This window comes from Flavobacterium azooxidireducens (genome assembly GCF_023195775.1).
Taxonomy (GTDB): Bacteria; Bacteroidota; Bacteroidia; order Flavobacteriales; family Flavobacteriaceae; genus Flavobacterium; species Flavobacterium azooxidireducens.
Genome location: NZ_CP096205.1, coordinates 2,038,642 through 2,051,552, shown reverse-complemented (window position 1 = coordinate 2,051,552; position 12,911 = coordinate 2,038,642). Strand labels below are relative to the sequence as shown.

Here is a 12,911-nt window from a genome sequence, read left to right as displayed (position 1 = left end):
TGCAATTTTGGTTTCGTGCCAATACTTCGAAAAGCGTGTGCCTTCGGAGGATGAATTATTACAAAAAAGATTGAAGGAAATCAATTGGAACGAAGTTACCGTTTATCCGTTGGTAGCGGAATGCGATAGTATTTTGGATAAAGAATTACAAAAAGAGTGCTTCTTTAAATACTTGACAGAAATCATTCACCAGAAAATTGCTCCGGATTCATTGCTAACCAACACAAAAATATTAGATACTATTGAGGTAAGAGTGACTGTTTTTCCGGATTCTAAAATCACGTTTGAACCGCTTTTTCCAACTGATAGTTTAGCTTACGATAAGCAAAAAACTGATAGTATTATCAAAGCAAGATTAACCGATTTTCCTAAAATTGAACCCGCTCAAAAAGAGGGAATTCCGGTGAAAACGCAATTTATTTTGCCTGTGATTTTGAAAGCAGATTAAGATTTGAAGCTTCTGCCTTTCCATTCATATTTTCCAAACAACGAATAAAAGGCTACGGCCGAACTGAAAAACGGATAAACTAAAGCCGTCAATAAACTATTTTTCATTTTTATTTTATAAAATTGAGCGGTTTGATTGGCTAATAGTAAATCGGAAATAACTTTTAAGAGCAATAAAACTATCATTTCAAAAACTCCGAAGAAAAGTAGAATTAAAGAAGTGATAAAAGCTAAATTGGCTAACAAAACAGTCAAAGCAACAAATTTACCAAAACCGGAAGAATATGCTTTTGATTTTCCAGCCCAACGAACACGCTGCTGAAAAAGTTCTGACCAGTTTTCTGCCTGATTAGTTATGATTTGAAAGTCTTGTTTTAGTAAAAATCCAACTTCATCCGGAAAATTTTTAACCGCTTTTTGCAATAAAAACACATCGTCTCCGCTAGCAATTTTTTCATTTCCATCAAAACCGTTTAGTTGTTGAAAGAAATTTTTGGAATAGGCAAAATTGGCTCCGTTGCACATAAAAGCGAAATTAAAATCAAAACTTCCTATTGTAACTGCTTGCAAACTAATCATTTCAATTTGTTGAAAATCATTCAGAAAATTAGATTTATTTTTAAAAAAAACCGGTCCGCTAACCATTTGTTTTTTGGTGTTTTGGATGTAATTATTTAAGTCCAAAAGCCAATTTTCAGGAACTAAACAATCGGCATCGGTTGTAATAATCCAGTCAAATTTTGAATGAAGAATCGCGGTTTGAATCGCATCTTTTTTTGGTGAATTCGATTTTCTAACATTTTCAACGGTCAAAACCCGAAACCCGACCCGAGGCGAAGCCGAACAGAGCGAAGCTAAACTCGCAACCCGAAAACCATCCATCGACTCATCATCAACCAAAATCACTTCAAAATTCTCAATAGGATAATTTAATTTTTCAATGGATTTTAAAAGAATCGGAAGATTTTCAGCTTCATTTCGAAATGGAACAACGATGGAGAAAGATAGTTTTTCAACAGATGAATTTTCATTTGATTTTGGTGTTTTTTTAAATCCCATCCAAAGGAAAATCATCAAAAAAACATAAACCGAAATCACTAAAATTAGTAGGTAAATCATAGTTCTAATTTTGGTTTGAATTTCATTACAAAAAGGCTTCCAATCAAAACCGGAATAACCAAGTTCAACAGCCACATTAATGTTGTTATGGAAACGATTGTCCATTGATTGACACCTAATTTTCCGAATAAAACGACAGCAGCACTTCCTTTTATCGCTACATCCATCAAATGAATACTCGGAACAATGGAGGCTAAAAAATACATTGAAAAAATGGTTGCCAAAGCTAAAGAATACGTAATTTCAACACCAAAAATCAACAATAAAAAATAAAATTGATGGGAGAAAATCAGAAATCGAATAACAGACAATTGCTGTGTAGTTATCAATAAATTTCTTGGAAATGTTCTAATTTTCTGAGTTAATTTTTCAACTGAAAATCCATAAATGGAAATCTTTTTTCTAAACATGAAAAAAATCGAAAAAATCGAAAAAAATAAAAATATAACCAAGCCGATTTTATAACTAAAATAATCATAAAACAAACCTGTTATAAACAATCCCAACACACCAAAAAATGTAGTTGTAGCCATTTGAGAACTGTTTCCGATAAAATTCAAAAGAATGATTTTTTTTGTTTCTGATTTTGGAAAATACAGCATTTTGGCTCCGTATTCTCCTACTCGATTGGGTGTAAATACAGAAGCAGTTAATGATCCTAACGATTGAAAAGCGGCTTCTTTCAACGAAATTTTATAAAAAGAATTAACTAAGTTTTGCCATTTCAAAATTTCAAAAAACCAATTTAAAACGCTTAAAAAGACAATTCCGACTAAACTAAAAAATGTAAATTTAGTCGAGACAAGTTGCCAATCGTCTAGGTTTTTTTTGCTCAATTCGGCATACAAATAATAAAAAGCAAAGCCCACTATCAAAAGTTTGACGAGAACCAGCAGGAATTGTTTAGCTTTGTAAGGAATTGAATTCATCAACACAAAGAAACAAACTTTAACCTGAAACATTAAATTTTAAACAAAAAAGATTGGCAAACGAACGCATCATCTTAGGCATCGACCCCGGAACGACCATTATGGGATTTGGTTTAATAAAAGTCGTGAACAAAAAAATGGAATTCATTCAGTTGAACGAATTAATTTTGAGTAAATACGACGACCATTACACCAAGTTAAAAGTGATTTTTGAACGCACCATCGAATTGATTGAAACACATCATCCGGATGAAATTGCGATTGAAGCTCCTTTTTTCGGTAAAAATGTTCAATCCATGCTCAAACTCGGGCGAGCACAAGGTGTGGCAATGGCAGCGGGATTATCGCGACAAATTCCGATTACCGAATATGAACCTAAGAAGATAAAAATGGCAATCACCGGAAACGGAAACGCCAGTAAAGAACAGGTCGCCAAAATGTTGCAACAATTGTTAGGGTTGAAAGAATTACCAAAAAACTTAGATTCTACAGATGGTTTAGCAGCGGCAGTTTGTCATTTTTTTAATAGTGGGAAAATTGTTGGTACTACTAGCTATTCTGGATGGGATGCGTTTGTGAAACAGAATGATGCTCGAATAAAAAAGTAAATAAATTATGTCAGAAAACAAACATTTTTTAGGGAATAATCCAATAAGTAATTTTGATGAAGATTTATTTAACTTTAAACACTATGCTGATAAAGTTAAAAGAATCATTCAATTAAATTCCAGTAACAATGAACCATTGACAATTGGGATTTATGGAAAATGGGGTGAAGGAAAAACTTCTTTTTTAAATTTAGTAAAGTATAATATTGAGCATTTTGAAAAAAATGAGAAAGGAAAAGAATATTTAGTATTTGAATTTAATCCGTGGAGATACTCCGATGAAGATGAAATGTTGTTTGATTTTTTTGATGGTATTTCCAAAAGATTTTTCATTGAGCAAAAAACTAAAATCCAAAAAGTAGGAAAACAAATTATTAGATATAGCAGATATTTAAAAGCTATCAAAATATCAACAACAATAGGAATTCCCAAGACTTTAGGAACTTCCGTTTCATTTGAACCAAGTAAAATTTTTGAAGCTCTTGGAGAAGATTTAGCAGGTGAACAAATTACACTTGAAAAATTAAAAGACAAAGTTAACGAGGCAATAAATGATGCAAATTTTAAAGTAATTGTTTTTGTTGATGATTTAGATCGATTAGATAAAAATGAAATTTACACAATACTTAAATTAATAAAACTAACTGCAAATTTTGACAATTTCATTTTTATAACAACCTTAGATTCTGAACATGTTGCTAAAGCCATAAAGGAAAGGTATGGTGATAATCTTGAAGACGGAAAATTATTTCTAGAAAAAATAATAAATATTCCTATTCATTTACCAAAAATTGAAGAAGAAGATTTACAATATTTTTTTGAAAAAAAATTTAATCAAATAACTAAATATTTAGACTTCAAAGAAATTGAAAAAAAACAAAATGAAATTAAAGAAATAATTCAAGGATTTTCAGCATCAAAATTTAATTCTCCAAGAGAAATTATTAGAGTGTTAAATGGATTTTTTATTGCAGCGTTTGGTTTCGAAGATGAAGTAAATCTGACAGATTTGTTTTGGATTGAATGGATTAAAGTAAAAAATGAAGATTTATATACTAGAATCAAAAAATACAACTCGTTTGGAACAATGGCTATATTTAATGGACAAAATGTTATCATAAATTTTAATGATGAAATTAATTATGGGGTTGCGAAGAATCATAGTTTAATTAATGAAGAAGAAATAAATGGTTCCAGAAAGGAATTTATAGATAAATATCCTGATTTTAAAGAAACATTAGATCTGTTGTTCCCAAATAAAAAAGCAACAGAAGTAGATATTTCTATATATGACGAAAATTTAAATATAAATTCTGTCACTCACTTTAATAAATACTTTTCATTTCATACAGAAAGGAAAATTAAGAATACAACTATTCTAAAAATAAAAAAATTTATTGCCGAAAATGATGAGTTCAAACTTTATGAAGAGATAAAAGAATTAATAAAAAATTCAGGCTTTAACTCATTCTACACTATTCAAAATTTAATTAGATTTTATGGAAACATAAATTCTAATTTAGAATGCAGAGATTTTTTTTACGAATTCATAATTAAAAACATTTCAATTATTCCTAATTCTAATGAGGATATGTTTGGGATTGATAGTAGAATTCGTCTGATTGAATTAATTGCCATAATATTAAATGCTGATGAAAAAAATGACAATGAAAAAACAGCAATTAATATCGCTCAATACCTAGATGTTGAAGAACTTTGCTATTTTACAAGAAAATTTAAAGATGAAAAAACAAAATTTAAAGGTAAATTAGAGAAATTTATTTCTGATAAGGCAAGTAGAAAATTTAACAATGAAAACCCAATTTACATTATTCCAAATAATCCTGTAAAAATGATTATGCATTATTGGAAGAATAATGATGAAAAAGGCTTCAATAAACATATAAAGGAGTCTTTAACTGACATAGAAAGAGTGAAAAAATTGATTAGAAACTTTCCTGGCTTCTGGAATAATAGTTTTTATGGAGGTTTACAAAAAAAGAATTATGAATACATGAAAACTCTAATAGATGTAGTTTTCGTGTTTTCTAAAATTAAAGAATTAGATGATTCATTAATTAGAAAAATTGATATTAATAATTATGATTATATTGATGATGTGTCAGAATATAATGAGGAAGAAAACCTTGAACAATTTATTTATTGGTTCAAAAAAGAATTAAATGATGAAGCCTTTGGGAGTAATAGAAAATAAATGTCAGGAATTTACATCCACATACCTTTCTGCAAACAAGCTTGCCATTATTGTGACTTTCACTTTTCAACTTCAATGAAGAAAAAAGACGAGATGGTTTGGGCTTTAGCAAAAGAAATTCAGTTGCGAAAAGAAGAATTCAAAAATGAAATAGTAGAAACTATTTATTTTGGTGGAGGAACACCATCAGTTTTAGCAATTGAAGATTTGCGATTGTTGATTGATGAAGTTTTTAAAAATTACAACGTCATTGAAAACCCAGAGATTACTGTAGAAGCAAATCCCGACGACTTATCCTCCGATTTGTCATTCCGAGGAACGAGGAATCTCTTTGAGGAACTCAAAGTAATCGGAGTAAACCGTCTCTCCATCGGCATTCAATCTTTTTTTGAAGATGATTTGAAGATGATGAATCGTGCTCATAATGCGGATGAAGCAAAAAATTGTTTGAAAGAAGCAACTCAACATTTCGACAACATTTCCCTCGATTTGATTTACGGAATTCCAGGTATGAGCAATGAAAAATGGATTCAGAATATTGAAACCGCTTTGTCTTTTGGCATTCCGCATATTTCGAGTTATGCGTTGACGGTGGAACCAAAAACAGCTTTGCATTCGTTTATTCAAAAAGGAATTATTCCTCCTCCGGAAGAGGAAGTTGCCCAAGAACATTTTGAAATTTTAGTTGAAAAACTAGAAGAAGCAGGTTTTATTCATTACGAGTTATCCAATTTTGGAAAGGAAAACTATTTCTCTAAAAACAATTCGAGTTATTGGTTGGGTAAAAAATACATTGGAATTGGTCCGTCTGCTCATAGTTATGATGGAGAAAAGCGAGGTTGGAATGTGTCTAATAATACGATATATATCAAATCAATTCAGGAAGGAAAATTGCCGATTGAAACCGAAATTTTATCCAAAACCGATCGGTATAACGAATATGTGATGACGGGATTGCGAACGATTTGGGGGATTTCGTTAGATAGAATTCAAACCGAATTTGGACAAACTTATTTGGATTACCTCAACCAACAAGCCGCCAAATACATCGAAGATCATTTGCTTTTTTTGGATGAAAACATTTTGCGAACCACACGAAAAGGAAAGTTTTTGAGTGATGGGATTGCATCAGACTTATTTTTATTAAATTTGGAGTAATTAACCGCAAAGATCGCAAAGGTTTACGCAAAGGACGCAGAGTTAAGGAATAAATAAACGCCAAAAAATTAGTATGACAGAAAATGAATTATCAAAAATTGTGGTTAATTGTGCTTTTAAAGTACATAGCAGTCTTGGTCCAGGCTTATTGGAAAGTGCTTATGAAGAATGTCTATTTTATGAACTAAACAAAACTGGGCTAAAAATTGAGAAACAAAAAGCTTTACCACTTATTTATGAAGAAGTGAAATTAGAGATTGGATATAGAATCGATTTAATAATTGAAAATAAATTAATTTTAGAAATAAAGTCTGTGGAATCTTTAAATGATGTCCATTTTGCACAATTATTAACCTATTTAAAATTGACAAACTGTAAATTGGGATTACTATTAAATTTCAATGTCGCTTTAATTAAAAATGGTATTAAACGTATTGCTAACAACTTATAATCTCTTCGCGAACTCTGCGTAAACCTCTGCGACCTTTGCGGTTAAACAAAAATATGAAAGCAATAATCACCCACCAAAATAAAACCTTCCAAGTAGATTTATCAAAATCCATTGATATATCACTTTCATTGTCCAATACTGAAAACAATCCGATTGCTTGGTATATTGAAAAACCGCAAATTGAACCCGTTCGTTTTGGTTCGTGGGTAGGAAGTGTAAAAGGTGGAGCCACCACTAATTTCAACAACATCTTTTTTAATCCGCACGGACACGGAACACACACCGAATGTTTGGGACATATTACGAAGGAATTTTTCAGCATCAATCAAGCACTGAAAACATTTTTTTTCACAGCTCAACTGATTTCGATTAAACCAGAAAAACAAGGAGAAGATTTTGTGATTACGAAAAATCAAGTGGAAAAAGCATTAGGTAATGCAATTCCGGAAGCAATTATCATCCGCACATTACCCAATTTAAACGAAAAAAAATCTAAAAATTATTCACACACTAATCCGCCTTATTTACACGAAGATGCAGCCATTTTTATTCGTGAAAAAGGAATTCAACATTTGCTTATCGATTTACCAAGTGTTGACAAAGAAAAAGACGAAGGCAAATTACTAGCTCATAAAGCCTTTTGGAATGTGAAAGATGTGAATAATTTAAATGATGATGCACGAAAAAATGCAACGATAACGGAATTGATTTTTGTGGATGATGAAGTGAAAGATGGTTCATATTTATTGAATTTACAGATTGCTTCGTTTGAAAATGATGCGAGTCCGAGTAAACCGGTTTTATTTAGTTTGGAGTAAATCAATTGTTTTAATGGATTGCAAATCAGACATATAAACATTAACTCTTCATTTTTGATATTTTTTTATTAAATTTGTTATAGTAAATTCACCCCCTAATGAAAAGTATCACGATTTATCCTAAAAATGAAAAGCAAAAAAACCTTCTTCAATCTTTGCTTGAAGAAATGAAGGTGAGATACATCATTGACAAAACTGAAAAAAATGCTTCTATGACTCAAGAAGAATTTTTTGCCAAAATAGATTCTTCTATTCAACAAGCTGAAAAAGGCGAAACCAAGAAAATTTCAATAGAAGAACAAAAAGCACTTTTGGGACTATGAGTTATGCTATTGAACTCACCAATCAGGCTCTTGAAGATATTGAAAAACATAAAAAGTCTGGTGATAAAAAAATTTTACTCAAAATTGACAAGCTTTTAAATGAATTAAGAAAACACCCAACTACTGGAACTGGTAAACCTGAAAAATTAAAACACTACAACATAGCTACTTGGTCAAGAAGAATTACAGATAAACATCGATTAATTTACAGGATTGAAGATGAGAAAATTACTGTTTTAGTTCTTTCCTTTTGGGGACATTATGAGGATAAATAATACAGTAAACTTATAATTCAAATTCATTTTAAAAGTTTAATATGAACATCGAACAACTTTACGATTTCTGCCTCACCAAAAAAGGCGTAACCGAACACTTCCCTTTTGATGAAGATACTTTAGTTTTTAAAGTCGGCGGAAAAATGTTCTGTCTCACTTCTTTAAAAGATTGGGAAAGTGGAACTCCTTCGTTAAACCTAAAATGCGACCCTGAAAGAGCTTTAGAACTTCGTGCGGAATATGATGCGATTAATCCGGGTTATCATATGAGCAAAATTCATTGGAATACAGTTGCATTTCACAGCGATGTTGATGACAAAATGATGCGGGAATTGATTAACCATTCGTATGAATTGGTTTTCAAAAGTTTGACGAAGAAAATTCAAAATGAAATTCTTGAATTAGAAAATTAGGTAGTATTTTTGTGCTAAATTAGTTCTTACCAACCAAAATATAAAAAAGCAATACAGCCATGATAGAAAATTTAAAGAAAATATTAAACGAAGATCAAGACCCAAAAGCTATCGAAAAAATTACGGCTAAGCTGCATAATCTCTTGATGACGAACGAAGAAATTGGTTACATCGCCGTTCAAAAAAAACCAGCTGTTACGATTCTTCCTGACAGTATTGTGGTTACCAACAAAAGAATTTTACTATGCAAACCAAAAAATTTGGGTTTATCAATGGAATTTATTGATTATGATTGGGATGATATTTCGGCTAGTTTTGTGAAAGAAGGAATTTTGGGTGCTGAGTTCACTTTTACAACCAAATCAGATTTAACGCATACCGTTGATTATTTGCCTAAAACACAAGCCCGAAAACTATATACTTTTGCAAAAGAACAATTGGATTTATTGAAAAATAATTCAATACATTCTTTTATTCCGAAAGATGAAATTTTGAATGAAGAAATTTTAAATGAAGAAATTCCGCTTCAACCCACCATTGAAATTGAAGAAATTGAAACGGAAGAAGTAACTAACTTTGCAGAGATTGTTCCGGTTTCCAATTACACCACTTATGAACAACCTAAAACAGAAGCTCCTTCTTCAAGTTCAACTCCAGAGAGAAAATTGAGTGAACTGTCTCAAGATGAATTATTTGAAAAATTACAGAACTACAAAAAACTGCTCGATAACGGATTAATTTTACAAGGCGAATACGATAATTTTAAAAAAGAAATTTTGAGCTATATGTAATATAACCCTTCCAGCGTTTAAAACTCTGGAAGGATTTATTTTAAAACTATAGTGATTTCTTCTGCTTTTCCACAAAACCATCCGCCTGCAATTCTAACAATTCGATAGCTCGTTTTTTCTTGTAATCGTATAAACCTTTGTCTTCTCGAATATCAGCATAGACTTTATCGTAGATGGAAGCATCGGTTTGTTTTTGCAAATCACTTTGGTATTTGTTTTGCGATAAAACGTTTTTCACCGCCAATTCGCCTTCTTCTTGTTTAAAATCATATTCGCCTTTTGGTGATAACAATTTGGCAATAATCGGAGATGTTTCAATGGCTAAGAAAAGTAGCATAATAAAAAATGACGGCAACCACGGTAAGTCTCCCAACGCATTGATGCGAGCCATTAAGCCATCAAAACCATCAATGATAGGTTGCGTTTCGGCTACTTTTTTATCTAAATCGGTTTGAAGCGTTTTACCTTTTGCTTCCAATTCAGTAATTTTTGTTTGATTAGTAGCTTTTAAAGCGGCTAATTCCTGTAAAGCAGCATCGTGTTTTTCACGTTTTTCTTTGTAAACCGGACCTTTACCGAGTTTTTTTGTGCCGGCGGTTCCTTCTGCTTCGGTGATGAAAACGGAATATAAATCGTTAACTTCTTTTTCTTTTTTAAGAATGTCCGATTTTAAACTGTCTATTTGAGCTTTGTTTTGATCAACGTCGGACTGAAAATAATTGGCGACTTGCTTTTTATTATTCATTGCCATTTCGTTTTTTTCTTTCAACAAAACGGTATTAATTTCTTTTTCAAAAATTTTGATTTCCAATGGTTTTGAAATGACAATGGCGATGATAACCGCCAACACAATTCGGGGTGAAGCCTGTATAAATTCGTCCAGAAAACTGTCTCTTTTTTTGATGGTAGAAACAATGAATCGGTCGAGGTTAAAAATGAGTAAACCCCAAACAAAACCAAAAAATACAGCGGTGTAAACGTTATCAAAAACGGTGTAAAGTGCATAACTGCCGGCAATAAAAGCCATGACCGCCGTAAAGAAAACCGTGGCACCAATTCCGGCATATTTGTTTTGTTCGCCATCGGAACAACTTTCGATGATTTGCTTGTCGGAACCCGAACAAAGCAGGAAGAATTTTTTGAGCATGATGATTGATGATTTATTTACTGAAACGGGTTCAGTAAAATTGATTGATGATTGATTAGTACAAATTTAACGCCAAATGTTTCAAATTGTTATAATTTGTTGAAAAATTGGTGGTTAGATAGAGCCACTCATTCGCTGATTATTTTTTCAATTCTTTTTCGGACTGAATTTAATTGGAAAAAGAAATCCGCTTACTCAAAAGAATAAACAGATTTCTTTGGATAACCTTTGTCAAAGTTTAAAACTTTGACAAAGGTTTAGCAGTATTACTTACTCGACTCTTGCAAATAAATTGTTTGATTAGGAGCATAATCCTTTTTATTCAAAAATCCTTTCACAAAACCTTTTTCTGTGTATAAATGCACTTGCTTTTCTTGCGGAAATCGGTTGCTTCGTGCATTTTTATGAACAAAACTTTCGGTTAAAAAAACAAAATCATTTGAACTAAGTGAATTTAGTTTTTCATTTTCGATGACAACTCCATCAATCCAAACCGCATAATTTGTCTTGTTTTTAAATTTATCGAACTGAATTTCAGAAACTTTCATTCTTCGTGCTTCTGGAGGTGGTGGTGGAATTCTCTTTTTCTGTTCTTCATCCAAATCAGCATACTTCACTTCCCGTTGGTTTCCTTTTTTATCTTTAAAAACTACGATGGTGTTGTCGTAATAACTACTTGATTGAGCAGTGCTTTTAATTGATTTTGTAGAATTTGACTTTACTTTTTCTTGTGCGTTTACTTTTAAACTTAAGAATAAAAACAAGCTCGCCATTATAGCTAAAGAAGCTGTTTTTTTGATAAAATTCATTCTTTTTGATGTGCTTTTTGTCATCATAATTAATCGTTTTTTGGTTACTAAATAGTTTAAATTACTGGCCAAGTAAATCGGTTTGTTTCCATTTGTGTTGAGCAAAAGAGCTTGGTAAAACGGAACATTGTTATATTTTTTTACAATATTTTCATCGGCTAAAAATTCATGGTTTAATTGAATTGCTTTTTTGTAAGCATAAAAAAGTGGATTAAACCAAAGAATTGTTTTTAATATTTCGATGAAAAGTATGTCTACACTATGTTTTTGATGAATGTGAACGAGTTCGTGCGAAAACAGTTCTTCTTGAATCTGATTGTTTTGAAAATCTTGTTTGTTGACAAAAATAAAATTGAGAAAAGTGTGCGGAATAGTTTCTTCTTCCACCAAAATAACTTTTGTGTTTTTGAAATAAATGAACGGATTTGCTTTTGCTTTTTTTAATAAATTCAGTACGTTTTTTGCAAACCGAATCAATAATGTTAGTGTAACTAAACCATAACAAACAAAAAACAAAACTGTCCAATTGAATAGAAAAAAGGAACTTTCCTTTTGTTTAATTACGATTGGTTCGGCAATGAATGTTTGAAAATTTTGTAGTGGAATTTCGTTTGCTGTTTGAATAGTAATAAATGGAATTACAAGCGAAAATACCAATGTTATCAGAAGATAAAACCGATTGAATAAATGTATCTTTTCGTTTTCTAAAAATAATTTATAGAAAATGAAAAACACACTTAAACTGAAAGATGATTTGATGATAAAATCGATCATTTTTTCTTTTTTTGAAGTTCTACGTCGATGATTTTTTTGAGTTCTTGTAATTCTTTTTCAGTTAGATTGGTTTCTTTTGTAAAAAAAGAGGCAAACTGAGAAGCCGAATCGTTGAAGAAATTTTTGATTAATCCGTTTACGTGTTTTGAAAAATAATCTGATTTTTTTACTAATGGATAATATTGTCGTGAATTACCAAATTCTTCATAGGCAACAAACTTTTTGTCTATCATTCTTTTTAATAAAGTAGCAATTGTAGTGGTGGCAGGTTTTGGTTCAGGATAAACTTCTAGCAATTCTTTCATAAATGCTTTTTCCAGTTTCCACAAATGTTCCATTAATTGTTCTTCTGTATTGGACAAATTCATCTCTACGTATTTAGAATTAACTCTACAAATGTAGAATATAAATTTTACTGTGCAAATTTTTTGGTAAATTATTTCAAATGGAATGGTTTGAGAGCACAGATTGCACCCGGGATGGTAGCGGAAAGCCCGGAACAAAAAAATGCCAATTTTCTCAAGCCAAAAAAGCGACCAAAGGAAGCTCTTTTTGGGTTGTAGAAAATGGCGTTTTTTTGTGAGGACTTGTAGCGAACAGCCCGAAATGGGGCCATAAAAAATCCGCTTACTCA

15 protein-coding genes are annotated in these 12,911 nt (G+C 31.3%); 10 read left to right on the top strand and 5 right to left on the bottom strand.

What is annotated here, in order from left to right; translation table 11 throughout:
- The first annotated feature begins 70 nt into the window (after positions 1 to 70).
- Positions 71 to 448: a hypothetical protein gene (locus M0M57_RS08995; protein ID WP_326930564.1), complete on the top strand. Its 378-nt coding sequence runs from the start codon at positions 71 to 73 to the stop codon at positions 446 to 448.
- Here the strand turns inward: M0M57_RS08995 and M0M57_RS08990 are convergent.
- Positions 445 to 1,566, bottom strand: coding sequence for a glycosyltransferase family 2 protein (locus tag M0M57_RS08990; protein WP_248432719.1), 1,122 nt, complete (start codon positions 1,564 to 1,566; stop codon positions 445 to 447). The genes M0M57_RS08995 and M0M57_RS08990 overlap by 4 nt on opposite strands.
- Positions 1,563 to 2,528 carry a lysylphosphatidylglycerol synthase domain-containing protein gene (locus M0M57_RS08985; RefSeq protein WP_248432718.1) on the bottom strand — a complete coding sequence of 322 codons (966 nt, stop codon included), beginning with the start codon at positions 2,526 to 2,528 and terminating at the stop codon, positions 1,563 to 1,565. The genes M0M57_RS08990 and M0M57_RS08985 overlap by 4 nt, the downstream gene beginning before the upstream one ends.
- A 20-nt stretch (positions 2,529 to 2,548) precedes the next feature.
- Here M0M57_RS08985 and ruvC point away from each other — a divergent pair, with 20 nt between their 5' ends.
- The 9 genes from ruvC (at position 2,549) to M0M57_RS08940 (ending at position 9,547) form a co-directional block, all read left to right on the top strand.
- Entirely contained in the window at positions 2,549 to 3,103 is a 555-nt protein-coding gene (ruvC, locus tag M0M57_RS08980; protein ID WP_248432717.1) for a crossover junction endodeoxyribonuclease RuvC, read from the top strand.
- A gap of 7 nt (positions 3,104 to 3,110) precedes the next feature.
- The gene (locus M0M57_RS08975) at positions 3,111 to 5,318 is read left to right on the top strand and encodes a KAP family P-loop NTPase fold protein (protein ID WP_248432716.1); all 2,208 of its coding nucleotides are present in this window, start codon (positions 3,111 to 3,113) and stop codon (positions 5,316 to 5,318) included.
- A complete protein-coding gene (gene hemW / locus M0M57_RS08970; protein ID WP_248432715.1) occupies positions 5,319 to 6,476 on the top strand; it encodes a radical SAM family heme chaperone HemW in 1,158 nt (385 codons plus the stop codon).
- A gap of 73 nt (positions 6,477 to 6,549) precedes the next feature.
- Positions 6,550 to 6,927, top strand: a complete 378-nt coding sequence (locus M0M57_RS08965; RefSeq protein ID WP_248432714.1) for a GxxExxY protein — start codon at positions 6,550 to 6,552, stop codon at positions 6,925 to 6,927.
- Between the two features lie 53 nt (positions 6,928 to 6,980).
- Entirely contained in the window at positions 6,981 to 7,745 is a 765-nt protein-coding gene (locus M0M57_RS08960) for a cyclase family protein (RefSeq protein WP_248432713.1), read from the top strand.
- Between the two features lie 98 nt (positions 7,746 to 7,843).
- On the top strand, positions 7,844 to 8,068 hold the full coding sequence (locus M0M57_RS08955) for a DUF2683 family protein (RefSeq protein WP_248432712.1): 225 nt from the start codon (positions 7,844 to 7,846) through the stop codon (positions 8,066 to 8,068).
- Entirely contained in the window at positions 8,065 to 8,343 is a 279-nt protein-coding gene (locus M0M57_RS08950; RefSeq protein ID WP_248432711.1) for a Txe/YoeB family addiction module toxin, read from the top strand. Before M0M57_RS08955 ends, M0M57_RS08950 begins: the two co-directional genes overlap by 4 nt.
- A gap of 41 nt (positions 8,344 to 8,384) precedes the next feature.
- Positions 8,385 to 8,756 carry an MmcQ/YjbR family DNA-binding protein gene (locus M0M57_RS08945; RefSeq protein ID WP_248432710.1) on the top strand — a complete coding sequence of 124 codons (372 nt, stop codon included), beginning with the start codon at positions 8,385 to 8,387 and terminating at the stop codon, positions 8,754 to 8,756.
- Between the two features lie 59 nt (positions 8,757 to 8,815).
- Positions 8,816 to 9,547, top strand: coding sequence for a PH domain-containing protein (locus tag M0M57_RS08940; protein ID WP_248432709.1), 732 nt, complete (start codon positions 8,816 to 8,818; stop codon positions 9,545 to 9,547).
- 46 nt (positions 9,548 to 9,593) lie between these two features.
- On the opposite strand, the gene M0M57_RS08935 is transcribed toward M0M57_RS08940, so the two are convergent.
- From M0M57_RS08935 to M0M57_RS08925, 3 genes are all read right to left on the bottom strand, one after another.
- Positions 9,594 to 10,694, bottom strand: coding sequence for a DUF4407 domain-containing protein (locus tag M0M57_RS08935; protein ID WP_248432708.1), 1,101 nt, complete (start codon positions 10,692 to 10,694; stop codon positions 9,594 to 9,596).
- A 266-nt stretch (positions 10,695 to 10,960) separates the two neighbouring features.
- The gene (locus M0M57_RS08930; RefSeq protein WP_248432707.1) at positions 10,961 to 12,277 is read right to left on the bottom strand and encodes a M56 family metallopeptidase; all 1,317 of its coding nucleotides are present in this window, start codon (positions 12,275 to 12,277) and stop codon (positions 10,961 to 10,963) included.
- Entirely contained in the window at positions 12,274 to 12,645 is a 372-nt protein-coding gene (locus tag M0M57_RS08925; RefSeq protein ID WP_248432706.1) for a BlaI/MecI/CopY family transcriptional regulator, read from the bottom strand. The genes M0M57_RS08930 and M0M57_RS08925 overlap by 4 nt, the downstream gene beginning before the upstream one ends.
- Between the last annotated feature and the right edge of the window lie 266 nt (positions 12,646 to 12,911).

What these genes read in the sequence shown, in the direction of transcription:
- M0M57_RS08990 (WP_248432719.1), bottom strand. Translation starts at nt 1,566, where the DNA reads ATGATTTACCTACTAATTTTAGTGATTTCGGTTTATGTTTTTTTGATG.
- M0M57_RS08985 (WP_248432718.1), bottom strand. Translation starts at nt 2,528, where the DNA reads ATGTTTCAGGTTAAAGTTTGTTTCTTTGTGTTGATGAATTCAATTCCT.
- M0M57_RS08975 (WP_248432716.1), top strand. Translation starts at nt 3,111, where the DNA reads ATGTCAGAAAACAAACATTTTTTAGGGAATAATCCAATAAGTAATTTT.
- hemW (WP_248432715.1), top strand. Translation starts at nt 5,319, where the DNA reads ATGTCAGGAATTTACATCCACATACCTTTCTGCAAACAAGCTTGCCAT.
- M0M57_RS08965 (WP_248432714.1), top strand. Translation starts at nt 6,550, where the DNA reads ATGACAGAAAATGAATTATCAAAAATTGTGGTTAATTGTGCTTTTAAA.
- M0M57_RS08960 (WP_248432713.1), top strand. Translation starts at nt 6,981, where the DNA reads ATGAAAGCAATAATCACCCACCAAAATAAAACCTTCCAAGTAGATTTA.
- M0M57_RS08955 (WP_248432712.1), top strand. Translation starts at nt 7,844, where the DNA reads ATGAAAAGTATCACGATTTATCCTAAAAATGAAAAGCAAAAAAACCTT.
- M0M57_RS08950 (WP_248432711.1), top strand. Translation starts at nt 8,065, where the DNA reads ATGAGTTATGCTATTGAACTCACCAATCAGGCTCTTGAAGATATTGAA.
- M0M57_RS08945 (WP_248432710.1), top strand. Translation starts at nt 8,385, where the DNA reads ATGAACATCGAACAACTTTACGATTTCTGCCTCACCAAAAAAGGCGTA.
- M0M57_RS08940 (WP_248432709.1), top strand. Translation starts at nt 8,816, where the DNA reads ATGATAGAAAATTTAAAGAAAATATTAAACGAAGATCAAGACCCAAAA.
- M0M57_RS08935 (WP_248432708.1), bottom strand. Translation starts at nt 10,694, where the DNA reads ATGCTCAAAAAATTCTTCCTGCTTTGTTCGGGTTCCGACAAGCAAATC.
- M0M57_RS08930 (WP_248432707.1), bottom strand. Translation starts at nt 12,277, where the DNA reads ATGATCGATTTTATCATCAAATCATCTTTCAGTTTAAGTGTGTTTTTC.
- M0M57_RS08925 (WP_248432706.1), bottom strand. Translation starts at nt 12,645, where the DNA reads ATGAATTTGTCCAATACAGAAGAACAATTAATGGAACATTTGTGGAAA.